General features: G+C 38.1%; 22 protein-coding genes and 1 riboswitch. Of the genes, 13 read left to right on the forward strand and 9 right to left on the reverse strand.

Annotation, left to right across the window (positions count from 1 at the left end; translation table 11 throughout):
- Positions 1-17 precede the first annotated feature (17 nt).
- On the reverse strand, positions 18-473 hold the full coding sequence (locus AC4G3N_RS14725) for a nucleoside deaminase (RefSeq protein ID WP_066108129.1): 456 nt from the start codon (positions 471-473) through the stop codon (positions 18-20).
- Between the two features lie 445 nt (positions 474-918).
- Here AC4G3N_RS14725 and AC4G3N_RS14730 point away from each other — a divergent pair, with 445 nt between their 5' ends.
- Positions 919-1821: a cation diffusion facilitator family transporter gene (locus AC4G3N_RS14730; RefSeq protein ID WP_139892702.1), complete on the forward strand. Its 903-nt coding sequence runs from the start codon at positions 919-921 to the stop codon at positions 1819-1821.
- 132 nt (positions 1822-1953) lie between these two features.
- Here AC4G3N_RS14730 and AC4G3N_RS14735 read toward each other — a convergent pair whose 3' ends face one another.
- A complete protein-coding gene (locus tag AC4G3N_RS14735) occupies positions 1954-2544 on the reverse strand; it encodes a methyltransferase domain-containing protein (RefSeq protein WP_139892703.1) in 591 nt (196 codons plus the stop codon).
- A 407-nt stretch (positions 2545-2951) separates the two neighbouring features.
- Between AC4G3N_RS14735 and qoxA the strand changes: the two genes are divergently transcribed.
- The 7 genes from qoxA (at position 2952) to AC4G3N_RS14770 (ending at position 9608) form a co-directional block, all read left to right on the forward strand.
- A complete protein-coding gene (gene qoxA / locus AC4G3N_RS14740; RefSeq protein ID WP_491090445.1) occupies positions 2952-3884 on the forward strand; it encodes a cytochrome aa3 quinol oxidase subunit II in 933 nt (310 codons plus the stop codon).
- A gap of 33 nt (positions 3885-3917) precedes the next feature.
- A complete protein-coding gene (gene qoxB, locus AC4G3N_RS14745; RefSeq protein ID WP_066108144.1) occupies positions 3918-5864 on the forward strand; it encodes a cytochrome aa3 quinol oxidase subunit I in 1947 nt (648 codons plus the stop codon).
- Positions 5861-6457 (forward strand): cytochrome aa3 quinol oxidase subunit III, encoded by a 597-nt coding sequence (qoxC, locus tag AC4G3N_RS14750; RefSeq protein WP_066108148.1) that lies wholly within the window; start codon positions 5861-5863, stop codon positions 6455-6457. Before qoxB ends, qoxC begins: the two co-directional genes overlap by 4 nt.
- A 1-nt stretch (position 6458) precedes the next feature.
- Positions 6459-6740: a cytochrome aa3 quinol oxidase subunit IV gene (gene qoxD, locus AC4G3N_RS14755; protein ID WP_066108151.1), complete on the forward strand. Its 282-nt coding sequence runs from the start codon at positions 6459-6461 to the stop codon at positions 6738-6740.
- Positions 6741-6989: 249 nt separating this feature from the next.
- Positions 6990-7298, forward strand: a complete 309-nt coding sequence (locus tag AC4G3N_RS14760) for a hypothetical protein (protein WP_066108154.1) — start codon at positions 6990-6992, stop codon at positions 7296-7298.
- Between the two features lie 242 nt (positions 7299-7540).
- A complete protein-coding gene (locus AC4G3N_RS14765; protein WP_491090558.1) occupies positions 7541-8098 on the forward strand; it encodes a TetR/AcrR family transcriptional regulator in 558 nt (185 codons plus the stop codon).
- Between the two features lie 76 nt (positions 8099-8174).
- A complete protein-coding gene (locus tag AC4G3N_RS14770; protein ID WP_257469177.1) occupies positions 8175-9608 on the forward strand; it encodes a DHA2 family efflux MFS transporter permease subunit in 1434 nt (477 codons plus the stop codon).
- A 58-nt stretch (positions 9609-9666) separates the two neighbouring features.
- Here AC4G3N_RS14770 and AC4G3N_RS14775 read toward each other — a convergent pair whose 3' ends face one another.
- Positions 9667-10608 (reverse strand): TRM11 family SAM-dependent methyltransferase, encoded by a 942-nt coding sequence (locus tag AC4G3N_RS14775; protein ID WP_139892708.1) that lies wholly within the window; start codon positions 10606-10608, stop codon positions 9667-9669.
- Between the two features lie 126 nt (positions 10609-10734).
- On the opposite strand from AC4G3N_RS14775, the gene AC4G3N_RS14780 reads away from it, so the two are divergent.
- The gene (locus tag AC4G3N_RS14780) at positions 10735-11010 is read left to right on the forward strand and encodes a CC/Se motif family (seleno)protein (protein ID WP_140462166.1); all 276 of its coding nucleotides are present in this window, start codon (positions 10735-10737) and stop codon (positions 11008-11010) included.
- Positions 11011-11076: 66 nt separating this feature from the next.
- Here AC4G3N_RS14780 and AC4G3N_RS14785 read toward each other — a convergent pair whose 3' ends face one another.
- The 3 genes from AC4G3N_RS14785 to AC4G3N_RS14795 all read right to left on the reverse strand — a co-directional run bounded on the left by AC4G3N_RS14785 (position 11077) and on the right by AC4G3N_RS14795 (position 15526).
- Positions 11077-12894 carry a carbon starvation CstA family protein gene (locus AC4G3N_RS14785; RefSeq protein WP_139892710.1) on the reverse strand — a complete coding sequence of 606 codons (1818 nt, stop codon included), beginning with the start codon at positions 12892-12894 and terminating at the stop codon, positions 11077-11079.
- Between the two features lie 138 nt (positions 12895-13032).
- Positions 13033-13767 carry a LytR/AlgR family response regulator transcription factor gene (locus tag AC4G3N_RS14790; RefSeq protein WP_139892711.1) on the reverse strand — a complete coding sequence of 245 codons (735 nt, stop codon included), beginning with the start codon at positions 13765-13767 and terminating at the stop codon, positions 13033-13035.
- The gene (locus tag AC4G3N_RS14795) at positions 13742-15526 is read right to left on the reverse strand and encodes a sensor histidine kinase (protein ID WP_139892712.1); all 1785 of its coding nucleotides are present in this window, start codon (positions 15524-15526) and stop codon (positions 13742-13744) included. The genes AC4G3N_RS14790 and AC4G3N_RS14795 overlap by 26 nt, the downstream gene beginning before the upstream one ends.
- Before the next feature lie 345 nt (positions 15527-15871).
- Here AC4G3N_RS14795 and AC4G3N_RS14800 point away from each other — a divergent pair, with 345 nt between their 5' ends.
- Positions 15872-16783 carry a DMT family transporter gene (locus AC4G3N_RS14800; RefSeq protein ID WP_140462165.1) on the forward strand — a complete coding sequence of 304 codons (912 nt, stop codon included), beginning with the start codon at positions 15872-15874 and terminating at the stop codon, positions 16781-16783.
- Between the two features lie 511 nt (positions 16784-17294).
- A riboswitch (glycine riboswitch) is annotated at positions 17295-17372 on the forward strand.
- 172 nt (positions 17373-17544) lie between these two features.
- A complete protein-coding gene (locus tag AC4G3N_RS14805; RefSeq protein WP_066108180.1) occupies positions 17545-18891 on the forward strand; it encodes an amino acid permease in 1347 nt (448 codons plus the stop codon).
- A 122-nt stretch (positions 18892-19013) separates the two neighbouring features.
- Here the strand turns inward: AC4G3N_RS14805 and adhP are convergent, their stop codons facing one another.
- The 3 genes from adhP to rbsK form a co-directional block, all read right to left on the reverse strand.
- Positions 19014-20039, reverse strand: coding sequence for an alcohol dehydrogenase AdhP (gene adhP, locus AC4G3N_RS14810; RefSeq protein WP_491090452.1), 1026 nt, complete (start codon positions 20037-20039; stop codon positions 19014-19016).
- Positions 20040-20371: 332 nt separating this feature from the next.
- Positions 20372-21421, reverse strand: coding sequence for a 2,3-butanediol dehydrogenase (locus AC4G3N_RS14815; protein WP_491090454.1), 1050 nt, complete (start codon positions 21419-21421; stop codon positions 20372-20374).
- Between the two features lie 273 nt (positions 21422-21694).
- Positions 21695-22621, reverse strand: a complete 927-nt coding sequence (gene rbsK / locus AC4G3N_RS14820; RefSeq protein WP_139892716.1) for a ribokinase — start codon at positions 22619-22621, stop codon at positions 21695-21697.
- 418 nt (positions 22622-23039) lie between these two features.
- Here rbsK and exaC point away from each other — a divergent pair, with 418 nt between their 5' ends.
- Together exaC and AC4G3N_RS14830 are read left to right on the forward strand one after the other, a co-directional pair.
- The gene (exaC, locus tag AC4G3N_RS14825; protein WP_491090456.1) at positions 23040-24560 is read left to right on the forward strand and encodes an acetaldehyde dehydrogenase ExaC; all 1521 of its coding nucleotides are present in this window, start codon (positions 23040-23042) and stop codon (positions 24558-24560) included.
- Positions 24561-24575: 15 nt separating this feature from the next.
- Positions 24576-24944: a DUF779 domain-containing protein gene (locus AC4G3N_RS14830; RefSeq protein WP_491090458.1), complete on the forward strand. Its 369-nt coding sequence runs from the start codon at positions 24576-24578 to the stop codon at positions 24942-24944.
- Positions 24945-25146 lie beyond the last annotated feature (202 nt).

Consider the following 25146-nt stretch of genomic DNA (forward strand, 5'->3'; position numbering starts at 1 on the left):
CAGTTTCCGAATCACTATTAATATATAACTCTATTCTCGATTGCTTGATAGGCCTTGAATAATCCCTTACATTCTTCATGATCAACTCGCTGTAAATCATATGAACGCTTCCCATCAATCATTTTATAAAAGACATCATCTCTAAACCCTATTTTATCTGTATCCAATCGATCACATCCATAATAAACAGTCGTGATACCTGCCCAAAGGATGGCCCCTAAGCACATAGGACAAGGCTCAGCCGTTGTATAAAGCTCTGCTCCGGATAGGTCATAATGATTTTCATGAAGGCATGCTTCCTTAATCGCAACTATTTCTCCATGCATGGTTGGATCAAGCTCCTTAACCACCATATTATGGCCCTTTCCAATGATTTTCCCATCCTTGACAATGACAGCTCCGAAAGGTCCGCCATGCCCTTGTTTAATTCCTTCATACGCTTCTTCAACAGCGGCTTTCATAAATGGATTCATACTCCTTAATACCCCCGATATTTGATTTATCAATAGGATGCTGTATCTTCGGTGTAGACTCATAATTCAAATCTATTGTATTACTTGACGGTTAGTCAATATTCCCGTTAGACCTTACTCATAATCATCAATTGCTTTATCACGCCATTTTTGTTCAGATGGATAAAACATTTCCAAATAACGATTTTCAATCCTTTCCTCAGTCCATTTACTATCTGATCCATGTGCGTATAGTCAGTTCTCATCAACTGGCAACCATTCATTATCAAACGCAGGGATGGCATTCATTAAAGATTTGGAAATGAACTGCACCAGCGTGAATTAATTAGGAAATAAAAAACAAGAGTATTCCAAATGATTAATTAATTGGAACGCTCTTTTTTATGAATTTTATTCTATACTAATAAGTAATGATGAATTCAATAAAGAACTTGAGGTGACCTTTTTGGAGAAACAAAAATACAGGGACCTTAAATTAGGTGAACGCGGAGCAATCCTAAGTATTGTTGCATACTTATTTCTTTCCATATTAAAGCTGATTGTTGGATATATAAGTGAGTCTGAAGCATTACGTGCAGATGGGCTGAACAATATAACTGACATCATTGCCTCAGTAGCTGTATTAATTGGTTTAAAAGTTTCTCAGCGGCCTCCCGATAGCGATCATGCATATGGGCACTGGAAAAGTGAATCGATTGCCTCTCTCCTATCTTCTTTTATCATGATGACAGTAGGTATCCAAGTTCTAACGGATGGATTCCAATCCATTTTAAGCAGGGAAAAAAATATACCTGATATAACGGCAGCATACACGGCGATTTTTTCCGCCCTCGTCATGTACTTCGTCTATCGCTATAATATAAAGCTAGCCAAAAGAATCAACAGCCATTCCGTAAAAGCTGCTGCCAAAGACAATATTTCTGATGCGTATGTCAGTATTGGAGCAGCAATTGGCATATTCGGCTCCCAGCTAAATATGCCTTTCCTCGATACAATTACTGCCATACTCGTAGGGTTATTGATTTGCAAAACAGCCTGGGATATTTTTAGAGAAGCATCCCATTACTTATCAGATGGCTTTGATGAGTCTAAGATTAAAATCTATCAAAATTCCATTGACCAAATAGAAGGGGTTAAAGGGATTAAAAAAATCATGGGACGAAATTACGGGAATAATGAAGTCATCGATATCATTATTTTGGTAGACAACACGTTAAATATTAAAGAAGCCCATGATATTGCTACTCTTGTAGAAAAAGATTTAATGAAGGATCATGGAGTATATCGTGTCCATGTTCATGTGGAACCATATGAAGAAAAAACAGAAAAAAGGCCAGGCCCAAATTAATGATAGGTATCCGGCTGTTTGCCCTAAAGAGCTACAAATTGGTTGTTTATATTACTGAATCTACCACTACTCCATAAACCTTCTGATATTTTATACGAAAAAAGGCATTCCAATGGGAACGCCTTTTTCAATTTAATAAGCTAGCCGGTAGATCAGTATTCTCTCAAACGGATTCGTTTCATTTAGAACAATCTCTTTGTGTAGTTCAAACACAGATTGATTTTCAAGAAAATATATATAATCCTCAGATGGATAATATAATATTAGGTGTACCTCGCGATATGTTTCTTCAACGGACAACAGAATGTTCGTTAGAACCTGGCGGAATATTTGTATCGTAAAAGGATTAAAGAAATAAAACCTATTATAAGTTGGTTGAATTTGAAACTCCTCTGCCAGACAACAGTGAAATTGAATTCGGTCTTTCCCCTTGTAATTATAGTTCTTGAGATTTTCCTCAGCTTCATTAATAAATTGTTCATTCATTTCTACCCCACTTACAAACGCCCCTGTCTTGTAATGAAGAAAGAAATTTAGTCTCCCCTTTCCGCATCCAAAATCGACCATATGATCATCCCTATTAAGGTCATACTCATCCAATAACTTTTCTAAAATCCAATACGGAGTCGGCTCATATCGGTGATAATGCATAGAATTATAAAATCCAGTTTGATTACCGACTGTTTTTATATGTAATAACTCATCATAATCTTTTTCGTTCATTGTATAACTCCGTTTCACTTATCTAGATTACTCATAAGTTTAAGCCTTTTTGATACTGATCGAAACCCTTTTTCTATATAATAGGCGTTTTCAGATTTCACATCCTAGTATTCACATAAAAATGCTACTTTAAAGTGACAATTTTACAATAAATTCTAAGAATATAATTAATTGTTAATTTGTTCACAACTTTGTCAAAATTGAAGATTTCCATGTCTTCTTTTAGTTTCATATATTTGTAATTTTGAAATTCAGTTATTATATTGAAAATCAGGGGCTATGGAAAAAGGAAGAATTATACCTAAATAGCAGCAAGAAAGGGAAATTATAACTATCAAGGTGTGCAGATTTACTGAATTTCCCTTACATAGCTTGAATTTACTTATTACATTAGGAAGGGGAAAAATATGAATAAAAAATGGGCACTTTTGAGTTCCATGATGGCGTCTATTCTTATGTTAGCGGGATGTGACTGGGTTGTATTCGACACAAATGGTCCTGTCGCAAAAACACAATCCAATGCCATTCTTTTCTCAATGGCTTTAATGGCAGCTGTTGTGCTTGTAGTATATGTACTTTTTATCGTTATTTTATATAAATACCGAGCATCCAAAGCTCCAAAAGATTACGAGCCTCCACATATGGAAGGCAGCAAGGCGCTTGAAATAACATGGACAGTCATACCAATTATTATTGTAGCCATTTTAGCTGTAGTCACAGTTAAAACTACATTTGAAGTAGAAGGAAAGCCAAAAGGCTATGAAGATCAAAAACCATTGGTTATCTACGCAGCTTCTTCAAACTGGAAATGGCATTTCAGTTATCCAGAGCAAGGTATTGAAACGGTTAACTATGTAAACATTCCAACTAATAGAGTAGTAGAATTCCGTCTATATTCTTATGGACCAATTACAAGCTTCTGGATTCCACAGCTCGGTGGTCAAAAATACGCCATGAGTGACATGGTAACAAAATTAAATTTTGTAGCTGAAACACCAGCTTCCATGATGGGAAGAAATGCAAACTTCAGTGGTGAAGGCTACGCCCATATGGATTTTGAAGCACTGTCTATGACTCCAGATGATTTCGAAGAATGGGTTAGTGATGTAAAAGCAAATGAAGATAAGTTAACAGAAGAAAAATTTGAAAAACTGCTTGATACAGCACACGTCGGCAGACAATCATATTCTTCTACTCACTTGGATTTCAGCCCTCCACCGGAAGGACATCATCATGGTTCTGAACCATCTCCATCAAACGAGAGCGATGAAGCAGACAACACGTTTGATGAAGATACAGAAAAAGGTAATTCCGAGCACGAGAATCATTCAAATCATTAAAATTAAAGCTTTCATAAGAAAGGAGTTACAACCTTGGATTGGGATAAATTTATAGTACATGGTGGCCCGTTAATCTATGGCGCAATGGTAAGTATTGTCGCTGTATCGCTGGCTATCGTTATCGGCCTGACTTATTTTAAGAAATGGCGCTGGCTTAAAGATGAATGGCTTACCACTGTTGATCATAAACGTATTGGGGTCATGTATATTCTCTGTGCTTTAGTTATGTTATTCCGCGGCGGTGTTGATGGTTTATTAATGCGTGGACAGTTAGCTAAGCCTGAAAACGGACTGCTTGATGCACAGCATTATAACGAAATCTTTACAACGCATGGCGTGGTTATGATTTTATTTATGGCAATGCCATTTATCATTGGATTAATGAATATTGTTGTGCCTCTTCAAATTGGGGCGCGTGACGTTGCTTTCCCTTATTTAAATGCTATCAGCTTCTGGTTATTCTTTGCCGGAGCAATGCTATTTAATATCTCGTTCGTTATTGGTGGATCACCGGATGCCGGATGGTCAGCCTACTTCCCGCTTGCAGGTATAGAATTCAGCCCTACTGTGGGGAATAACTACTACAGTATTGCGATTCAGATTGCCGGTATTGGGACGCTGCTAACGGGTGTTAATTTTATCGTTACAATTTTAAAAATGAGAGCACCTGGTATGACTCTATGGAAAATGCCAATGTTCACATGGTCTATTTTAATCACTAGCATCATTATCGTTTTTGCTTTCCCTGTTTTAACAGTAGCTCTTGCCTTAATGATGTTTGACCGTTTGTTTGGTACACAATTTTTCACTATGCAAGATGGCGGAATGGATATGCTTTGGGCTAACCTGTTCTGGGTATGGGGCCATCCTGAAGTATATATCGTTATTCTTCCTGCCTTTGGTATATTCAGTGAGGTTATTTCAACATTCGCGAGAAAAAATCTGTATGGATACAAATCAATGGTGTTCAGTATGCTTGCCATCTCTGCCCTATCCTTTACTGTATGGGTTCACCATTTCTATACGATGGGTCAAGGTGCCATGGCAAACAGCTTCTTCTCGATTACTACGATGTTAATCGCTGTACCTACAGGAGTTAAGATATTTAACTGGCTCCTTACGATGTATAAAGGAAAAATTGAAATTACCACGCCAATGCTGTATGCCCTGGCATTCATACCAATCTTCACCTTTGGTGGAGTCACAGGGGTTATGCTAGCGATGGCAAGTGCGGATTATCAATATCATAATACAATGTTCTTGGTAGCCCATTTCCACTATGTTTTAATACCGGGTACAGTGTTTGGGGTACTGGCGGGTATGTATTTCTGGTTCCCTAAAATCTTTGGATTCAAATTAGACGAGAAATTAGGAAAAATCGCATTCTGGATTATTTCTATTTCATTCAATGTCACATTCCTGCCTCTATTCGCATTGGGACTTAAAGGGATGAACCGAAGAATGTATACGTACTCTGAAGAAACTGGGTATGGACCATTGAACCTTATCGCATCATTAGGTGCTGTCGGTTTAGCAATTGGATTCATCGTTCTCGTTTATAGCTTCTACTGGAGCTTCCGTTATGCTCCAAGACTAAAAGGAGACTCAGATCCATGGGGTGGCCGTACATTGGAATGGGCAACGAAAACACCTGTTCCAGCCTATAACTTTGCCATTACTCCTGAAGTGGATTCTGTAGATTCCTGGTGGGATCACAAAAAAGGTACACATAATCTGTTCACACGAAAAATCGAAGAAATACACATGCCTAGCAGTGACTTTAAACCGTTTCTAATGGCAGTGGCCTTCTTCTTCTGGGGATTCTTTATGGTATTTAGTATGTGGATTCCAGCCATTATCGCTGCGGTTCCAATTATCTATTTGATGTTTGTACGTTCCTTCAATGATGATCATGGGTTCCATATATCTGTGAAAGAAATTGAAGAAGAAGAAAGAAAATTGCGAGGTGAGACAGAATGAAATTAGATGCCTCTCAACCATTGGAATATAGTACTGAACAAAATCAGCTTAAGATACTGGGCTTCTGGATTTTCCTTGGAGCAGAGATCGTATTATTCGCTACACTGTTTACTGTCTACTTTGTACTGGAAAATCGTACAGGTGATGGGCCTTCCGGGAGCGATATCTTCGCTCTTGGTGGGGTTTTAGCTGAAACCTTTATTCTTTTGGCAAGTAGTTTTACGATTGGGATCGCGATTCACGCTATGCGGATGGGCATGAAAAAAGCAATGATGGTTATGTTCTCGATTACGCTTGTCCTTGGATTAGCCTTCCTAGGCATTGAAATTTATGAGTTCTTCCATTATGTACACGAAGGAGCTTCCATCCAAACAAGCGGCTTCACTTCTGCATTACTTACATTGCTTGGAACACACGGAGCCCACGTAACCGGAGGCATTCTATGGGGAATCGCTATTCTGATTCAAGTGAGCAGACGCGGAATTAATCACCTTACTGCCAATAAAGCATTTATTTTTTCACTGTACTGGCACTTCCTGGACGTTGTTTGGATTTTCATCTTCAGCTTCGTCTACCTGAAAGGACTGATGTAAAATGGCTAAGTTATTCCCTAAAGAGCATATCATAGGATTTTTATCATCCATCGCTCTAACAGTGGCAGCATTATTAGTTCTTTTCCTGGAGATATCATTTGGATTTAAAATGGCTATTTTGCTTATCACAGCTGGCTTACAAGCAAGTTTGCAGATATTCCTGTTCATGCATATTAATGAATCCAAGGAAAGAAGAACACTCTATACCAATATCCTTTATGCATTATTTGTAGCCCTAGTTACCATCTTCGGTTCCATGTTCGTCTTGCTTTGGGATTGGTAAAAATCGATACAGCTATACGAAACGGACAGCGAGTTCTAGTCGCTGTCCGTTTTTCTTATTATGAGTTTGCCAAAGTAAGAGCTCCTATACCTACCATTCCCCTCATTCTGTTCGGCCCTTTATCCTATATGATAGATATTTCCCTATTACTCAAATTATCTGCATACCATACACATGCTTCTATAAACTACCATGTATTCATTTTAAAAATTCTTTTATGATGGAACTATATGAACCAGGAGTGATTGTATGAAAATATCTCTAATAAACAAGGATGGCATTATAAAAGAGGTCAAGCTTGGCTTCAGTTGGACTACTCTCTTTTTTGGAATATTCCCTGCTTTATTTCGCAAAGACTATAAATGGGCGATTATTATGCTTGGTATATCCATCACAATCAATCTTTTTCTATTTGGATTAGGCGCATTGCTAACAAGCGGCGTTTTCGCCTTTATCTATAATAAAATCTATATTAAAAACCTAATTACAAACGGCTATCGCCCTGTTTATGCTGCCGATCGAGAAATATTAATCAAGAAACAGCTATTAGCTGCTTAAAGTTATGATGGTCCCTTAGCCTTAAGGGACCATTTCTATTACAACCCCATCTACTCATCTCTTTTCATTGGAAGAACTAATTTATTACCTCAACCACCCTTTCTAATCTATCTACTCTCGAAAATATATACCTGCAACGAATGATTGACATAAAATACAGCCATCTTATAGAATAAAACAGTCACTCATTTATATAGACCAGTCATTATACTTGAAAAGAGGGATTTCATGTGAGTGCAAAAATGGACTCGCGTCAAAAAATTTTAGAGGCTGCTACTCGCCTTTTCAACATACAGGGATATCATGCAACAGGCTTAAATCAAATTCTGAAAGAAAGCGGTGCCCCTAAAGGGTCTTTATATTATCACTTCCCTGATGGTAAAGAACAACTGGCCGTAGAAGCAGTCAATAAAATGGCCGTTCAAATTGAAAATGATATTAAGCTGGCCATGAATCAGTATGATCATGCCTTAGAGGCATTCCAATATCATATTGAAAAAATCGCTCAACATTTCAATAAAAATGACCTTTTTGAAGGTTTACCAATTGGATTATTGGCAGCGGAAACTTCCTTAATGAGCGAACCTTTACGCAAAGCGTGCAAGGCAGCATTTGAAGGCTGGGAAACACTTTATTATGATAAAATGCTTCAAGATGGCTTTGAACCAGAAAAAGCGCACCGTTTAAGTCTATTGGTTAATTCAATGATAGAAGGAGCCATCACCCGGTCGCTAACCAATTTAAATGGACAGCCTTTACTAAACATCTCTAAATGTCTGCCCGATATAATAAAGAAATAAGCAAAGATGTATATCCTTAATCAGCATATTATATAGACTGGTCTAGTAATTATACATAATGAAAGGGGAATATTATTTGAGTAATAATCATGCTACAAACTTAGAAAATAAGCAGATTAAGCCACTTCCAATCGTGATTGCTATTATGATTGGTGCTTTTATCGGACTCTTTAGTGAAACTGCCTTAAATATGGCATTCACCAATATTATGGAGGACTTTCGCATTGAACCACATGTCGTTCAATGGTTAACAACCGGCTACTTACTAGTACTTGGTATTCTTGTGCCTGTAACAGCATTGCTTCTTCAATGGTTTACTACCAGACAACTATTCAGTGCCTCCCTCATTTTTTCTATTGCAGGAACATTAGTAGGAGCTTTGGCACCTAATTTTGAAATACTCCTTCTAGCCCGTGTCATCCAGGCTATAGGAACAGGTCTCTTACTTCCATTAATGACAAATGTTATTTTGGTTATTTTCCCACCTCATAGACGCGGAACAATTATGGGGATGATGGGGCTTGTCATTATGTTTGCACCTGCTGTTGGTCCAACCCTATCAGGATTAATCGTAGACAGTCTGGGTTGGCAATCAATTTTCTGGCTATGCTTACCTTTGCTAATTTTTACATTCGTATATGGTCTCATCTATATGCAAAATGTATCAACCATCACAAAACCCAAGATAGATATTCTTTCTATTATTCTTTCATCCATTGGTTTTGGAGGAATCGTCTTTGGTTTCAGCAGTGCCGGGGAGGGTGCTGGCTCATGGAGCGACCCAGCAGTTCTTTTACCGATCATTGTTGGGGTACTCAGCCTAATCCTATTCTCATTCCGCCAGTTTAAAATGGAACAGCCAATGCTGAATTTACGCGTATTTAAGTTCCCTATGTTCTCTATTGGACTTTTAATGGTATTCTTGGGTATGATGATCATCTTATCCTCATCAATCCTATTGCCTATGTACTTAAAGGGCGGAATGTTATTGTCAGCTTTTGCAGCCGGCCTTGTCTTATTGCCTGGCGGTATTGTGAATGGAATTATGTCACCAATTACGGGGAAATTATTTGATACCTTCGGGCCAAAATATTTGGTTATCCCAGGTTTTATATTAACAACCATATTTACTTACTTATTTACTAATATATCAACTGAAACTTCACAACTAACAGTTATCATCTTACACACATGTATGTTTATTGGGGTTGCCATGCTTATGATGCCTTCGCAAACAAATGGCTTAAACCAGTTGCCAAGACAGTATTACCCTGATGGAGCTGCGGTCATGAATACACTTCAACAAATTGCCGGAGCGATCGGTACGGCTATTGCTGTCAGCATCATGTCCGCTGGCCAGGCAAGCTATTTGGCTACGGCTGACCCCAATAATCCGCTTGCTGCCTCTGAAGCTTTGACAGCCGGTGTGCAAAACGCCTTTCTATTTGCGTTAATTGCCTCCATAATCGGACTGGTAGTCTCTTTCTTCATTAAGCGTGTAGATGTTTAAAAGTATATAGAATAAGAGGGTGGCAAAATCGGTGCCACCCTCTTTTTTATTTATTAATCTAATTACATAACAAAATCTCTCTTGTAAACCCAATCTTCTTCGCTTGACATCGATCCTGTATAGTTAAGCCAGCTTCCTTAATCATGTCATCAATTCGTTCCCCGGTAACAACAACAATTCTGTCTGCAATGCGATTGGCATGCGTTAAAATGGATAATTGTTCCTCCGGGCTCGCTGTATGGCATAAATTATAGGGTAAATCAATAATAGCTGCATCGTAATAGTCGGTAACTTCCTCAATTGCCCCTATTGCAATATCACAGCTATATCCAAAATGAGCTACATTTTCTCTGGCGCCAATAGCTGGCAATGGCTTGATATCACGTCCACATATCGTAATCCCCATCGACAAGGCTTCTACCAATACATTCCCAATTCCACAGCATGGGTCAATCGCTTTCACACCAACAGGGTTGGGAACCGCGATATTAGCAACTGCTCTTGCCATTCTAGTACTGAGAGCTGTCGAATACTCTCGTGGTTTCTTCTGATGATGCAACCAGATCGCTTCATTTTTTTCATAAATACCTACATACCATTTACCGCCGCAAGTAATGATGCCAAGAACGATATCCGGCTTCTCCAAATCAGCTTCACCCTGGATTTTTAATCCGATTTCCCGTTCAATCTTTCTTCGTTGACTAAAGCTAACTTTATCCTCTAGATCATTCGTTTTCACAAAGATTGTTTTGAATGTCTGATCCGGGAAGGAAAGTTTGTCTGCCTTGTGATAAAGGGCCTCCAAACTATCCCCTTCGGTCAGTACTTCTATTCTTTCCCTAATAAAGGGACTTCGGCTTGGATCGACTTTTCTTGTACTTTTAAAAACAAAATCATCAGGATTCATATCAAACAACGCCCTGAATTCCATTTTGCATAAAGGTTCTTCCTCTGAACTGCATGCATATGTGTATATAAAAATTGGCTCCACCAATCCCATTCTGTTGTATTCTCTTCAACAATCTATAAAAAGCTTATATCACTCTATTATAATGCATTTTTATAGGAAACTAAAATCCCATCCATTATAGTTAAGAATATACCTCACTTGAAGGAGGCACCAAAAATGATTATTGAAATGGACGAAGAATCAAAAAAGTGGATTTCATCAAAAGGAGATCAAGTAACCATTAAAACGTTGGATGTTAAAGCCTGCTGCGGACCCGGTGTTCAAGAACTTGTAGCATTGCCTGGTAAACCTAAAACTCTGAATCATTATTATCAAATTACATCCGATCAAGTATTATTTTATATTCATAAAAATGTACGAAAAAAGGAAAAACTGATTCTTACATTATCGGGCATTCCTTTCCTAAAATCCCTCTCCGTTAAGCTTCAATAATTCGCTTTTAAACATAAAAAAACAGGTAAAGAGACCATTTATTCGGACCCTTTACCTGCTAATTTTTCACATCGTTTTCATCAGTTCTTCCTCTGACTGTTTAACCAATTCTGCTTGTGGTATTTTGGATAGATTAATCCATTTCATGATGGAAGCCACCATAATCACTACACCTAACGCAAGCATGATAATGGATAGAACACCGTTCAATACATTATATCCACCTGCATCCGGATTCAAATAGACATTCTTAATCATCCAGAATCCACCCACATTAACCGTAACATATAGATACGCCAATGGGACTAAGCATGTCAGCATATACCAGCGTTTCTCTGCAATTTTCAAAACAACTGTAGCTCCGACAATCAATCCGATTGACGCCATCAACTGGTTGGATACTCCAAACAGTGCCCAGACGGAACTGATATCTCCAGAGAATAATAGATATCCCCAAATAAAGCAGGCTAATGCACTGGCAAAAATGTTAGCCCCAAGAGAATCTGTTCGTTTCAAAGGTTTAATAAAGTCTCCGAAGAAGTCCTGGATGAGATATCTGGCAACCCTGGTTCCTGAATCAATCGCTGTTAAAATAAATACCGCCTCAAACAGAATTACGAATTGATAGAAATAGGAAGCTAAGTGTTGGAAGAATGGTACACTGGTGAAGATTTCCGTCATACCAACAGCAAGTGTTACGGCTCCACCTGTTCTTCCTTCAAGGTCCATATCTACTGCTTCTTCCAATCTATCTAAATGGACTGTTTCCATTCCTAATGTTGAATAGACCTCAGGTGATGAGTTTATCGCAAAATAATCACCAGGCTGAAGAGCAACTGCAGCAATCAATGCCATAATAGCCACTAAACATTCTACTAACATCGCACCAAAGGCTATGCCTTTAATATCGCTCCAACGGCTGACCATTTTCGGAGTCGTACCTGAACCAACAAAAGCATGGAAACCTGAAATGGCACCACAGGCAATTGTGATTGAAATAAACGGCCATACTGGGCCGGCCACAATTGGTCCTCCACCGTTAATGAAATCTGGAATAATAGCAGGAAACTCAACTGAAGGGTTAACGATAAATACACCAATAATAAGTGCTGCGAAAACTCCTATTTTCATGAATGTACTTAAATAATCACGTGGTGCAAGCAATAACCAAACAGGAAGTGCAGCAGCGAAAAAGGCATAGACTGGTAAAATAATAGCAAGAGTGCTCTTTTCAAGCGTTAAGAAATCGCCTAACCATGTTCCCTGAATTTGTGGACCAAAGAAAATTGCTAGCATAATTAAGATAAATCCAACGGTCGTCGGGACTTTTAAATTCCCTGTCTTTTTATGATAGATTCCCACTAACATCGCAATCGGAATTGTAATCCCTACCGCAAATGTACCCCATGGGTTTCTTTCAAGTGCTCCAAGTACAACCAATGACAAACCTGCCATCGTAATTGTGATAATGAATAGCATGGCCAATCCAGTACAGAATCCCGCTACAGGCCCAAGTTCTTCTTTTGCTACCTCGGATAATGATTTACCATCGCGGCGCATAGAGGCAAAGAGCACAACTGTATCATGAACTGCTCCTCCAATTACTGCCCCAACCAATAGCCAAATCAGTCCGGGTAAATAACCAAACTGAGCTGCCAAAATCGGACCAACCAATGGGCCTGCAGCAGCAATGGCTGCAAAATGGTGTCCAAATACCACCCATTTATTTGTTGGCACATAGTCCTGACCATCCTCAAGCTTTTCAGCTGGTGTTGGTTTATCATTAGATAATTTCAACACCTTTGCCGCCATAAATGTCCCATACAAACGATAGGCTATTAAAAGGATACAAATCGAGCCGATAACAATTGTAATCGCATTCATTTTAGTGTTCCCCCTTTTTTTGCATACGTATTATACTATCATAGTATCAAATGAAAACACTTACACCTCATTTTCAAAATGAACCGCAAAATAAATGGGATGAATTACAACTTACAACTAATGAATAGCAAATCAATCCTATAATCCTAGTAATTGTTTCAGTTCCTTTACATAGGTTCGACTGACTGGAACCTCGGAACCATCCGACATACGTAAGTTATAGGTTGAATTAAACCATGGTAATATCTCCACGATATGATCGATATTCACAAGATAGCTCCGATGTACCCGAAAGAACTGTGTCCGGGGCAATTTTTTTTCCAATCCAATCAGTGCCTCACTTACTTTATAAAGATGATTAACAGCCCGGATTTTACACTTTCCTTCGTATGATTCTAGGAATACGATATCATTGCATGTAAGCAATATAATTTTTTCTTCTGTCATAACAGCTATTTTTCCCTTACATTGAAGATTACTGGTATCTACTTTTCCAGGCTCCTTTGTGTGTAAATGAAGCTTTTTAACTTTGTCCAGCATTTTATGAATACGTTCTTCACTGAAGGGTTTCAAAAGATAATCTACCGCATTTACGTCAAAAGCCTGAAGAGCATACTCGTCATAGGCAGTCGCAAAAACGATAGCTGGAACCGGGTTCAGTCCTTCTAGTTTAGCGGCTAAATGTAATCCGTTCTCTCCCGCTAATTCAATATCTAAGAAGACAATATCCGGCTTTAACAGTGGAATATCATGTAATGCATCTTCTATACAATCACTTTCACCCAAGACCTCCACTTCTCTGCTTCTTGCTAGTAAATATTTTAATTCGTCCCTGGCTAATGGTTCATCATCCACTACATAGGCTCGCAGCATCCTGCTCGTCACCTCCTTTACTTTCCAGCGGGATTAAGATATTAACAGTGGTGCCCTCACCCACTTTGCTATCAACCTTAAAATGGGCTTGGTTATTATAAATACCTTTTAAGCGTTCACTAATATTAAAAATGGCTGTACCGTTTCCACCGGCTGACGGTACAACCTGCTTGCTCAGACTTTTCAATCTTTCTTCCACAATCCCCTGTCCATTATCCGCAACAATCATTCTCATATAATTGCCATTTGAGCACACTTGTATATTAATTTTCCCAAACTGTTTTCTTTGTGGAAATGCATAATGAATCGCATTCTCTACCAAAGGCTGCAATAAAAATGGGGGAATCAATACATTTTCTAATCCATTCTCTATATCAAAATTAACTTCATATTTATGAGGAAAACGTGTTTGCTCTAAAGATAAATAGGCTTTTACATTTTCCAGCTCTTTTTCTAACGGGATCAGCAACTGTCTGGCTCCTTGTAAATTGCCTCGAAAAAATAAACTTAATTCCAATAGTAGTTTACGAGCTTTATCAGGATCAGTCCGGCATAAGGCAGATATCGTATTTAAACTATTAAATAAGAAGTGTGGATGAATCTGAGCCTGCAGGGCTTTAATCTCAGCATCCTTTAAAAGCCTCGCCTGCCGTTCCGCTTCTGCCAGCTCAAGCTGAGTTGAAAATAAATTAGCCAGCCCCTCTGCTAACTGCTGCTGAACTCTGTCTAATTTATCCGGCTTTGTATAATACAATTTTAAAGTTCCAGAGATTTCCCCCTTCACTTTTAAAGGGAGGACGATGGCAGCTACGAGCGGACAGTCCTTATGCCTGCACTCGATTTCCTCCTTCGATTTGGCTATTGAAACATATCCTGATTCAAGTACTTTTTTAGTCAGCCCAGTACTCGGCTTCACGCCAGGTTTATGATGATCGGAGGCTGCCCCCAAATGTGCAAGAACCAAATGTTCATCCGTGATAGAGACAGCATCTGCATCGGTTAAATTAAGCATAATTTTTGATATTTCTTTGCATGATTGGGTGTTTAAGCCCTGTCGAAAATGCGGAAGAGTCTGGTCCGCAATTAAAAATGCCTGATTGGTTTGATTCGCACGCGCTATCTCCCCATCACGTTTTATAGACTGAACGATCAGCATAAATAATAGTGTTCCGAATCCATTCATGGTGATCATTGGTAAACCGATAAACTGCACGAGGCTCCATGCATGCTCAAGAGGTTTGGCAGTCGCAAGGATAATCACCATTTGCAAAGCTTCGAGGGACATCCCAATTCCTGCAGCAAACAAAGGAGTTATCTGACCCCCGCTCCTTTTTCTTCTGTTGCCTATATACCCTGCCAATATTCCGGCCAGGATGGTAGAAAGGGCGCAGGAAAAGGCTGTAAACCCTCCCAATGTATAACGGTGTATACCGGCTATCAGACCAGCTCCTCCTCCAACAACGGGACCTCCCAATAATCCGCCTATCACAACACCCATCACTCTTGTATTAGCAATGGCACTATCTTCTCCAATAGCTGAAAGCCATCTATTCTCTTCAACCATAGAATGATAAACTTCTATTCCAGTATAATTACTAATAACCCCAAACATGCCGAATAATAGAAATAATTTCAACTGCTCATTTAGATTATGGTCTGGGTGAATGATTTGGCGAAAGGAATTCATTTTAGAAATTAAAAAGGCTACAATGACAATAATGCCTACCTTTTCAAGCATAATTGGGACTAAATCTAACATAGCCATCTCCCCTGGTTAGCGAACTTTCCATCCTCTTCTATAATTGTTAATTCTCCCTTTATTATATTTGAAAAATTAAGAAAAACAAAAAGATAGCCCTTTCATTACTATTGTTATATTAAATGCACACTTCTATTATAGTTTCATCCTTTAAATCCCTTGACACAGTTTACAATGAAATTATATTCTTGACTCTGTGACTCTATTAAAATTCATTTTTATTCACAGCTCTGCTCTCCGTTTTGCAATAGCAGCAGTAACGTCTTCTCACTTGAGTAAACGATTCTGTATGTCTTGTTATACGGGGTTCAGAAAGCTTATTAAACTTCAACAAGGAGAATCGTTATGTGGTTTATTTTTTCACTACTAACAGCTTTAGCATGGGGTGGTGCTGACCTATTTTATAAAAAGGGATCAGACAGCAACGACAAGTACAGCCATATTAAAATTATCATCATGGTTGGTCTTGTCATGGGAATTCATGCAACAGCCTATATGATTATAAAAGATATACAGTTCAATCCAATGGAGATGATTCATTATTTACCAGTATCTTCTTTATACATCCTTTCCATGGCATTTGGGTATATTGGTTTGCGCTATATTGAATTGTCTATCGCCTCACCAATACAGAATTCCTCAGGTGTCGTAACAAGCATTCTGCTCTTCATCTTTTTCACTCATGAGCTAAGTATCATTGAAGTACTTGGGATTATCATTATCACTCTTGGGATTGTGGGAATTGCCGTTCTGGAAAAAAGAGCAGAAGATGAAGTTCGTCGACTGAATTCCGAGCATATCGATAAAAAATACCAAATTGGTTTCTTGGCTATTATCTTCCCAATTTTATATTGCATTATTGATGGACTTGCTACATTTGCGGATGCCATCTATCTGGATGAATTGAATCTAATCAGCGAAAATTCAGCTTTACTTGCGTATGAATATACCTTTTTCCTATGCGCTGCCGTATGTTTTATCTATCTTCGCTTTATAAAGAAGGAATCCTTCCATGTATTTAAAGAGCGCGATAAAGGGATAGCAGCTATTTTGGAAACGATTGGTCAATTTTTCTACGTATTTGCCATGGCATCAGGCTATGCAATTATCGCAGCACCATTGATTGCTTCTTACAGTATCTTTTCAATTATCCTGTCACGAATCTTCCTAAAAGAGAAGCTGACTAAAAAACAATACATGATCATCGCAGTTGTTATCTTCGGTATTATCCTGCTGGGGATAGCGGATGAACTCTAAATTTGAATTTGCCTTTTAATAATGTAGATTAAAGACCAAATCCCTTATGGATTTGGTCTTTTTTTCAGAATGAATTGTGCTACTGCTAAGATAAACATGAAAAAGAGAGCTTTCGATTCTGGCCTTCCCCTTAACCTCACTGCCATGCTTATATATCTGAAGGAATACTCCTCAAGATGTTTAAATTAGTAAACAAAAAAAGAGAGAGACCTAGTACCTTTCTTTACTATTTAATACTTATTGTAATGGTTTATCAGAACTGAAGCTTGTTTAGTATCATTAATTGATTGTTCAAAAGCATATGGGTTAAATATATTTCAAGTAAATCTTGGTCTCTTCCATATGCTTCAACAAATCATTTAATTACATGTACTTAGTTTGACAACATAATAATTTAGTGATAGCATTTTTTCCATAACATTTTTTCAGAATTATGTTAATAAGGTAACATACTCTGATAATTGATAATTTAATATAGCACGCTTTGATCGCTGTGGATAAAACTATGGCGGGAGCAGCTTCTGGAGAGACTGTATTTATACAGCGCCGAAGGATTCACAATCTCAGGCAAAAGGACAGAATGGTAACGATTTTTGTTATTCTTGCCCTTTTAGAGATTGGAGACAACCAATCTCTTTTTTTATTTTCCAATATCAATAGTGAGGTGAGACATAGTATCTAAATCAAGCGAGAAAAATGATAAATATCTATTTTACTAGGTGCCTGTTTTAGACATCTAAGATTAAACGGGGGCATGCAACTTGGCTAAGCAAGAGTTAAAAAGGGATTTAAAAAATCGTCATGTACAATTAATAGCAATTGGGGGCACAATTGGAACCGGCTTATTTTTAGGCTCCGGAAAATCCATTCATTTAGCCGGTCCATCCATCTTATTTTCTTATCTGATTATCGGAGTAGCTCTATTTTTTGTTATGAGAGCACTGGGTGAATTACTTTTATCCAATACAAATCATACATCATTTATCGATTTCGCAGCTGAATATTTGGGTCCATGGGCTGGATTTGTGACTGGCTGGACGTATTGGTTCTGCTGGATTATGACAGCCATGGCTGATATTATCGCTGTTGGTTTATATACACAATACTGGTTTGATATCCCGCAATGGGTGCCTGCCATCATCTGTTTAGTAATTCTATTAGGATTAAATCTATTAACCGTCAAACTGTTTGGTGAGTTGGAATTCTGGTTTGCGATTATTAAAGTCGTCACTATTGTTGCACTAATTGTCGTAGGAATCGTACTGCTTGTGATTGGATTTGAAACAGATAGCGGAACTGTTTCTGTTTCTAACCTTTGGAATCATGGCGGCATGTTCCCGAATGGAATATCAGGGTTCTTACTATCACTGCAAATGGTTGTCTTCTCCTTCGTCGGAGTTGAACTTATTGGTGTATCTGCTGCTGAAACAGCTAATCCACGAAAAAACATTCCATCTGCTATCAACAAAATACCGGTACGGATTTTACTGTTTTATGTAGGTGCCTTATTTGTTATTTTATGCATCAATCCTTGGGATCAATTAAGTGCGACAAGCAGCCCATTTGTAGGTGTCTTCGCCTTAATCGGGATTCCAATGGCGGCAGGTATTATCAACTTTGTTGTATTAACATCGGCAGCCTCTGCTGCAAACAGCGGTTTATTCTCAACCAGCCGGATAATGTACAACTTAAGCAATCATAATGAAGCACCAAAAAAACTTGGCAAATTAAATAAACACCATGTACCGAGCAATGCATTATTAACTTCTACTATTGTAGTTTCTGTCGGTGCACTGCTTAGCAAGCTGATACCAGAGCAGGCCTTTACAATCGTCACAACAATCAGCGCCATCTGTTTCATTTGGGTATGGAGCATTATTTTAATCTCGCATATCAAATATGTAAAAACAAGACCTGATTTAAGAGCTAAATCTACATTCAAAGCTCCATTAACACCAGCTATAAATTATGTAATCCTAGGTATGTTTGCTTTCATACTGATTGTAATGCTCATTGCTGCGGAAACACGCTTAGCAATGCTGCTTACACCATTATGGTTTGTCTTATTGTTCATTTTATATAACTATCATAAAAAGAAGAGATTATGATAATAGAGCAAAAGCAAAAATAATAATGCACTCCAGTTGTTAGATTACACTTAACAATTGGAGTGCATTTTTTTTCTATAGTATTCTGCTTGAGGTTTATTACTTAAGGTTATTGATTGGAATTATTCGTGTTTGTGCATATCGATGACCATACGGCCCTGGATTTTACCTGCTTCCATTTCTTCAAAAATATCATTTACTTCATGCAAGCATCTTGTTTTAACGATTGGCACTACTTTGCCCTCTGCTCCAAATTGGAAAGCCTCTTCTAAATCCTTACGTGTACCAACTAAGGAACCAACGATTTGAATACCATCCAATACGGTTTTCACGATAGCCAAATCCATTGTTTCAGGAGGTAATCCTACTGCAACAACTTTAGCAGTGGCACGAACAGAGTTAACAGCCTGGTTAAAGGCAACTTTGGAAACAGCTGTAACAACTGCAGCATGAGCTCCTCCAACTTTCTCCTGAATCCACTCACCTGCATCTCCATCTGTTAATGGGTTACATACAAGATCTGCTCCTACTTCTTTGGACAATGCCAATTTATCATCATTAATATCCACTGCAATTACTTTTGCATTGAATACATTTTTCGCATATTGGATCGCAAGGTTACCTAATCCACCACAGCCATAGATAGCAATCCATTGACCAGGTTTAATATCAGAAACTTTAATTGCTTTGTAGCAAGTTACCCCTGCACATGTAATACTGCTCGCTTGAGCTGGATCAAGACCTTCAGGTACTTTAACTGCATAGTCCGCTTCTACGATACATTGCTCAGCCATTGCTCCATCAACCGTGAAGCCGGCGTTTTGTACGCTGCGGCAGAAGGTTTCATTTCCCGTCACACAGTATTCGCAAGTTCCGCATCCCTTAAAGAACCAGGCAATGCTGACACGATCTCCTACTTTTAAACTTGTAACGTCGTCTGCAATTTCTTTCACAATGCCGATTCCTTCATGTCCAGGAATTCTTCCCGGAACTGCACCGAAATCACCTTTTGCTACGTGCAAGTCTGTATGACATACTCCGCAATATTCTACATCAACTAAAGCTTGACCGGGTTTTAACTTAGGAAGCTCCTTTTCAACTAATTCTACTTTACCAGGATTCTTTGCACTCACTACAGCTGCTTTCATTCCAATCAATCCTCCGTATGTATATTAACTTGCTCAATGTTTCACATACTTATTATAATTATAATAGTTAGCAAAGTAAATACATATTGAACGATTTTATATATTCAGATTATTAAAATATATACATCTCCAACTAACTTCCACAAATACGACTAAATTACGTGTTTTAGCAGAATTGTATACTCAGAAATGTATAATACACCTCAAAATCCAATACACCACGTGTTGCTTTCTTACTAATAAATCCATAAACACTAAAATGGCCATTCCATTTGAAGAGAAGGCCATTTTAGTTTCTATATATGATTATCATATTTGCATTTGTACAATGATTATTCAGCTTTTACTAATATTTTAATATGATTTCGTTCGTTTAATAAACCTTCAAAGCCTTCTTCAATCACATCATCCAACTTAATTCGTTTGGTAACGAGTTTGTCAGCTGGGAAGTAGCCCTGAGCCATTAAATTGATAACAGCAGGAAATATATCACGGTATCCAATAATACCGTTGATTGTACGTTCTTTCATAACAATATCGTTTGGATGAATAGACGCTTCTTTTTCAAAAATACTAACAATCATCGTTTCACCATTAAATTTAGTTGAATGAATAGCTTGTTTTAAAACAATCGGTACTCCTGTTACTTCATATGAAACGTCAACACCGCCATTTGTCAATTTAGTTATTTGTTCAACGACATCACCCTGATTCGGATCGATAGCAATAGCACCAAGTTCTTCTGCTTTTTGCCTGCGTTGTTCTGATAATTCTACTGCATAAATTTCAGCCGCACCAGCTGCTTTTAACGCTTCAATAACTAATAAACCAATTGGTCCTGTTCCAAATACCGCTGCTTTATCGCCAACTTTAAGTTTACTTTGTTTAACAGCGTGTACAGCAACAGCTGAAGGTTCTACGAGTGCCCCTTGTTCAAATGAAACATTTTCAGGCAGCTTATGTAACATATGTTCCGGTATAGAAGCGTATTCAGAGAATCCTCCACCGCCTCCTGCTAAACCATAAAAGCCCATTAGCTCACATAGATTATATTTTCCTTGTTTACAAGCTTCGCATTTTCCACAGGAGTAGACGGGCTCAACTGTAACACGGTCACCAACTTGGACTCTGGTTACGCCTTCGCCAACCTCTACAACTTGTCCAGAAAATTCATGTCCCATTACAATCGGAGCTTTCTCCTTACTCAATGGGTGTGGCTCTTCGGTTGGGATAAAAATTGGACCGGCTGTATATTCGTGTAAGTCACTTCCACAAATACCGCACCATTCAACTTTAATTTTTGCTTCTCCCTTTTTGGCAGTAGGTTCCTCTAAATTGTCTAACCTTAAATCTTTAGCATTGTACCATCTGAGTGCTTTCATATTGGTCATCTCCTAAAATTTTGTTAGAAACGCATAATACAGAACACTTTTATTATATCATTATATCGATTGATAACAAATTTATTAACTGATTAATCTGAATTATATTTGTTTTTATGACAAACACTTGAACAATAGAAAGGTAATCTTAATAACCCCTAAAAATATCTTAGTCATATATTTGTGTAAAATAACTTAAATATTAAAGGATGACTCCATCACTAAGAGCCATCCTTTAATTCACTAAAAACCAAGTTTTAATTAAAATCCTGCTTACGCTTCAATTCTTTTGCTTAAAAACAACTTAACTTCATCCATACTTGGATAAGAATTCTGTGTACCACGTTTTGTGACACTTAATGCTGCAAAGGCATTAGCCATTTTTATCGATTGGACAATATCCCCATTCTGAATATAATTATAGGCGAAACAGCCGATGAATGCGTCTCCGGCCCCCGTTGTGTCTACAGCATCAACCTTGAATGAATCAACGATTTGCGTTCCTCTATCGGTTATCCACATCACGCCTCGGCTTCCCATCGTCACGATAACATTTTTAACTCCTTTATCTATCAGGCTGACTGCAGCAGCTTTAATTTGCTCAATCGTTGAAACAGGCATGCCAGTCAAGATATCCAGTTCACTTTCATTGGGAACAAAAAAGTCACATTTGCATACATAATTGAAATCCAAATTTTTGGTAGCAGGAGCAGGATTCAGAATAACAGGAATCCCATGCTCGTTCCCAAATTCTATCGCCCGATAAACGGTTTCGAGCGCGATTTCTAACTGAAGAATAATTAAAGAACATGTCTTGAGCTTTTCGGCCGCTTTATCGACATCCTCAGGTAAAAGGTACTGATTGGCCCCTTTAATGATTAAAATACGATTTTTGGAATCCGAATCTACAAAGATTGGTGCGACCCCGCTGCTGCTTCCGGGGACCTTATTCGTAAATTCTGTATCAATTCCATAGCGTTTAAGATTTTGAATGGTGTTATCTGCAAAAATGTCATCGCCTACCTTCGTAACCATCATGACCTTGGAGCCCAGTTTTGCAGCTGCCACTGCCTGGTTGGCCCCTTTTCCTCCACACCCCATTGAAAAGCTAGGTGCTTCAAGTGTTTCTCCCTCTTCTGGCATTCTATCAATATAGGAAATTAGATCGACCATATTGGATCCTATCACCGCAATATCCATGCTATTACCACCTTATTTTTCTCTTGCCGACTGAATTAAATATAGATCATTTTTTTTGCAGCGCTGCATTTCGGCAGAATAAGAGCGCCCGTATCTGTTGGTTGCTGTTAGTAAAATTAAACAGCCTGTCTCCAATCTCTTGTTCCATTCATGGGTGAATAATTCTCTTTAGATGTAATAGATAACCTGCAAAATTTATCTATCTAGTAACGAGTAATGGAAGACACATTTTTTTCCTATTTCTATACTACACTTATACATCATATTTCTCCTATATTCACAGTCATATTATTTGAAATTTTATTAAATTAGACAAATAATAGTATAGAAAACGCTTCACTGGTGTATTTTTATTCCAAAGTGGCATCAAAACTTTATATTTAAGAGTTTTCAATACGAACATAGGGGAGATATCAACATGATTTATGCAAATCCAAATACAGAAGGCGCAGTTGTGCATTTCAAAGAGAAATACGATAACTTTATCGGCGGAAAATGGGTCGCACCTGTTAAAGGTCAATACTTTGAAAATAAATCTCCGGTAACCGGAGAAGTTTTTACAAAGGCTGCTCGTTCTTCTGCTGAAGATATTGAATTAGCATTAGATGCGGCACATGCAGCAAAAGAAGCTTGGGGGAAAACTTCTACTGCTGAACGTGCACGTATTTTAAATAAAATTGCAGATCGTTTAGAAGAAAACCTGGAAATGCTCGCTGTAGCTGAGACTTGGGATAACGGGAAAGCAGTACGTGAAACATTGAATGCTGATGTTCCTTTGGCAATTGATCACTTCCGTTATTTCGCAAGTGCCATTCGTACACAAGAAGAAAGAACTACTCAATTAGATAATGATACAGTAGCTTACCACTTCCAAGAACCACTTGGTGTTGTTGGTCAAATCATTCCTTGGAATTTCCCAATTCTAATGGCTGTCTGGAAGATTGCCCCGGCATTAGCAGCAGGTAACTGCATCGTATTAAAACCAGCTGAACAAACTCCTGCATCCATTATGGTTCTTGTTGAGTTAATTCAGGATATACTCCCAGCGGGTGTTCTGAACATCGTAAATGGTTTTGGTATTGAAGTAGGAAAACCACTTGCAACAAATCCACGTATTGCGAAGATTGCCTTTACTGGTTCTACAGCAGTGGGACGCCAAATAATGCAATATGCTACTGAAAACATTATTCCTGTCACATTGGAGCTTGGCGGTAAATCACCTAACGTATTCTTTGAAGATGTAATAGACAAAGATGATGAATTTTTAAATAAAGCAATCGAAGGCTTAGTGATGTTTGCTCTAAACTCCGGTGAAATTTGCACATGCCCTTCCCGTGCATTAATCCAGGAATCAATCTATGATAAATTTATGGAACGTGCATTAGAGCGTGTGAAAGCTATTAAGATTGGCAACCCACTTGACACAGAAGTTATGATGGGCGCACAGGCTTCAAATGAACAAAAAGAAAAAATCTTATCCTACATTAAACTCGGCAAAGAAGAAGGTGCTGAATGTTTAATTGGCGGAGAAGAAAATGACCTTGGTGAAGACCTTAAAAATGGTAACTATATTAAACCGACTGTTTTCAAAGGTCATAACAAAATGCGTATATTCCAGGAAGAAATCTTTGGTCCAGTTCTTAGTGTAACGACTTTCAAAGATTTTGACGAAGCAATGGAAATTGCAAATGATACCTTGTACGGATTAGGTGCCGGTGTATGGTCCCGCAGTGGAGATCTTGCTTACCGTGCTGGCCGTGCGATACAAGCTGGTCGTGTATGGACAAACACATATCATCAATATCCAGCAGGTGCTGCTTTCGGCGGTTACAAATTATCCGGTATCGGCCGTGAAAACCATGCTATGATGTTAGATCATTACCAACAAACAAAATGTTTGTTAGTAAGCTATGATAAAAATGCTCAAGGTTTCTTCTAAAAGGAGTGACTCTAAATGGTAGAACGTGTCGTAGCAACCGAAGAGGCACTTCAATTAATAGATTCATTAAAAAGAACTCACGGCTCTATTATGTTTTACCAATCCGGAGGCTGCTGTGATGGATCTGCTCCCATGTGTTATAAGGAAGATGATTTTAAAACGGGGGATTCTGATGTATACCTCGGTTCCATTGGAGGAGCACCGTTTTATATCCATAAGATGCAATATGAGTACTGGAAACATACTCAATTGATCCTAGATACTACTGATGGAAGAGGAGCAGCCTTTTCACTTGATAGTATAGAAGATTGTCATTTCATTACGAAATCACGAGTATTCTCTGATGAAGAATATGCAAAACTAAAAAATCAAATAGAAGCCTAAATAAAAATGCCCCAAAGTTATCAATAACTTTGGGGCATTTTCTATTAAACATTATTTATTCTTCTTTATTTATCACACATAATCTAACATTTTTCGACATATTTCTATTAAATAAACAAAATTATAGTCTCTCAATTTTGATTTTTTAGTTAATCTAAAATAAAATGGTATATTGTACTACATCATGCTAAAGGAGAGAGAA

It is taken from the genome of Bacillus sp. z50 (assembly GCF_058313585.1).

Excerpts from the sequence above, each read along its gene's own strand:
- AC4G3N_RS14800 (WP_140462165.1), top strand. The coding sequence starts at position 15,872 with ATGTGGTTTATTTTTTCACTACTAACAGCTTTAGCATGGGGTGGTGCT.
- AC4G3N_RS14735 (WP_139892703.1), bottom strand. The coding sequence starts at position 2,544 with ATGAACGAAAAAGATTATGATGAGTTATTACATATAAAAACAGTCGGT.
- AC4G3N_RS14785 (WP_139892710.1), bottom strand. The coding sequence starts at position 12,894 with ATGAATGCGATTACAATTGTTATCGGCTCGATTTGTATCCTTTTAATA.
- AC4G3N_RS14775 (WP_139892708.1), bottom strand. The coding sequence starts at position 10,608 with ATGGGATTGGTGGAGCCAATTTTTATATACACATATGCATGCAGTTCA.
- qoxA (WP_491090445.1), top strand. The coding sequence starts at position 2,952 with ATGAATAAAAAATGGGCACTTTTGAGTTCCATGATGGCGTCTATTCTT.
- qoxC (WP_066108148.1), top strand. The coding sequence starts at position 5,861 with ATGAAATTAGATGCCTCTCAACCATTGGAATATAGTACTGAACAAAAT.
- exaC (WP_491090456.1), top strand. The coding sequence starts at position 23,040 with ATGATTTATGCAAATCCAAATACAGAAGGCGCAGTTGTGCATTTCAAA.
- AC4G3N_RS14760 (WP_066108154.1), top strand. The coding sequence starts at position 6,990 with ATGAAAATATCTCTAATAAACAAGGATGGCATTATAAAAGAGGTCAAG.
- AC4G3N_RS14725 (WP_066108129.1), bottom strand. The coding sequence starts at position 473 with ATGAATCCATTTATGAAAGCCGCTGTTGAAGAAGCGTATGAAGGAATT.
- AC4G3N_RS14830 (WP_491090458.1), top strand. The coding sequence starts at position 24,576 with ATGGTAGAACGTGTCGTAGCAACCGAAGAGGCACTTCAATTAATAGAT.
- AC4G3N_RS14790 (WP_139892711.1), bottom strand. The coding sequence starts at position 13,767 with ATGCTGCGAGCCTATGTAGTGGATGATGAACCATTAGCCAGGGACGAA.
- AC4G3N_RS14815 (WP_491090454.1), bottom strand. The coding sequence starts at position 21,421 with ATGAAAGCACTCAGATGGTACAATGCTAAAGATTTAAGGTTAGACAAT.
- rbsK (WP_139892716.1), bottom strand. The coding sequence starts at position 22,621 with ATGGATATTGCGGTGATAGGATCCAATATGGTCGATCTAATTTCCTAT.
- adhP (WP_491090452.1), bottom strand. The coding sequence starts at position 20,039 with ATGAAAGCAGCTGTAGTGAGTGCAAAGAATCCTGGTAAAGTAGAATTA.
- AC4G3N_RS14780 (WP_140462166.1), top strand. The coding sequence starts at position 10,735 with ATGATTATTGAAATGGACGAAGAATCAAAAAAGTGGATTTCATCAAAA.
- AC4G3N_RS14765 (WP_491090558.1), top strand. The coding sequence starts at position 7,541 with ATGGACTCGCGTCAAAAAATTTTAGAGGCTGCTACTCGCCTTTTCAAC.
- AC4G3N_RS14795 (WP_139892712.1), bottom strand. The coding sequence starts at position 15,526 with ATGTTAGATTTAGTCCCAATTATGCTTGAAAAGGTAGGCATTATTGTC.
- qoxD (WP_066108151.1), top strand. The coding sequence starts at position 6,459 with ATGGCTAAGTTATTCCCTAAAGAGCATATCATAGGATTTTTATCATCC.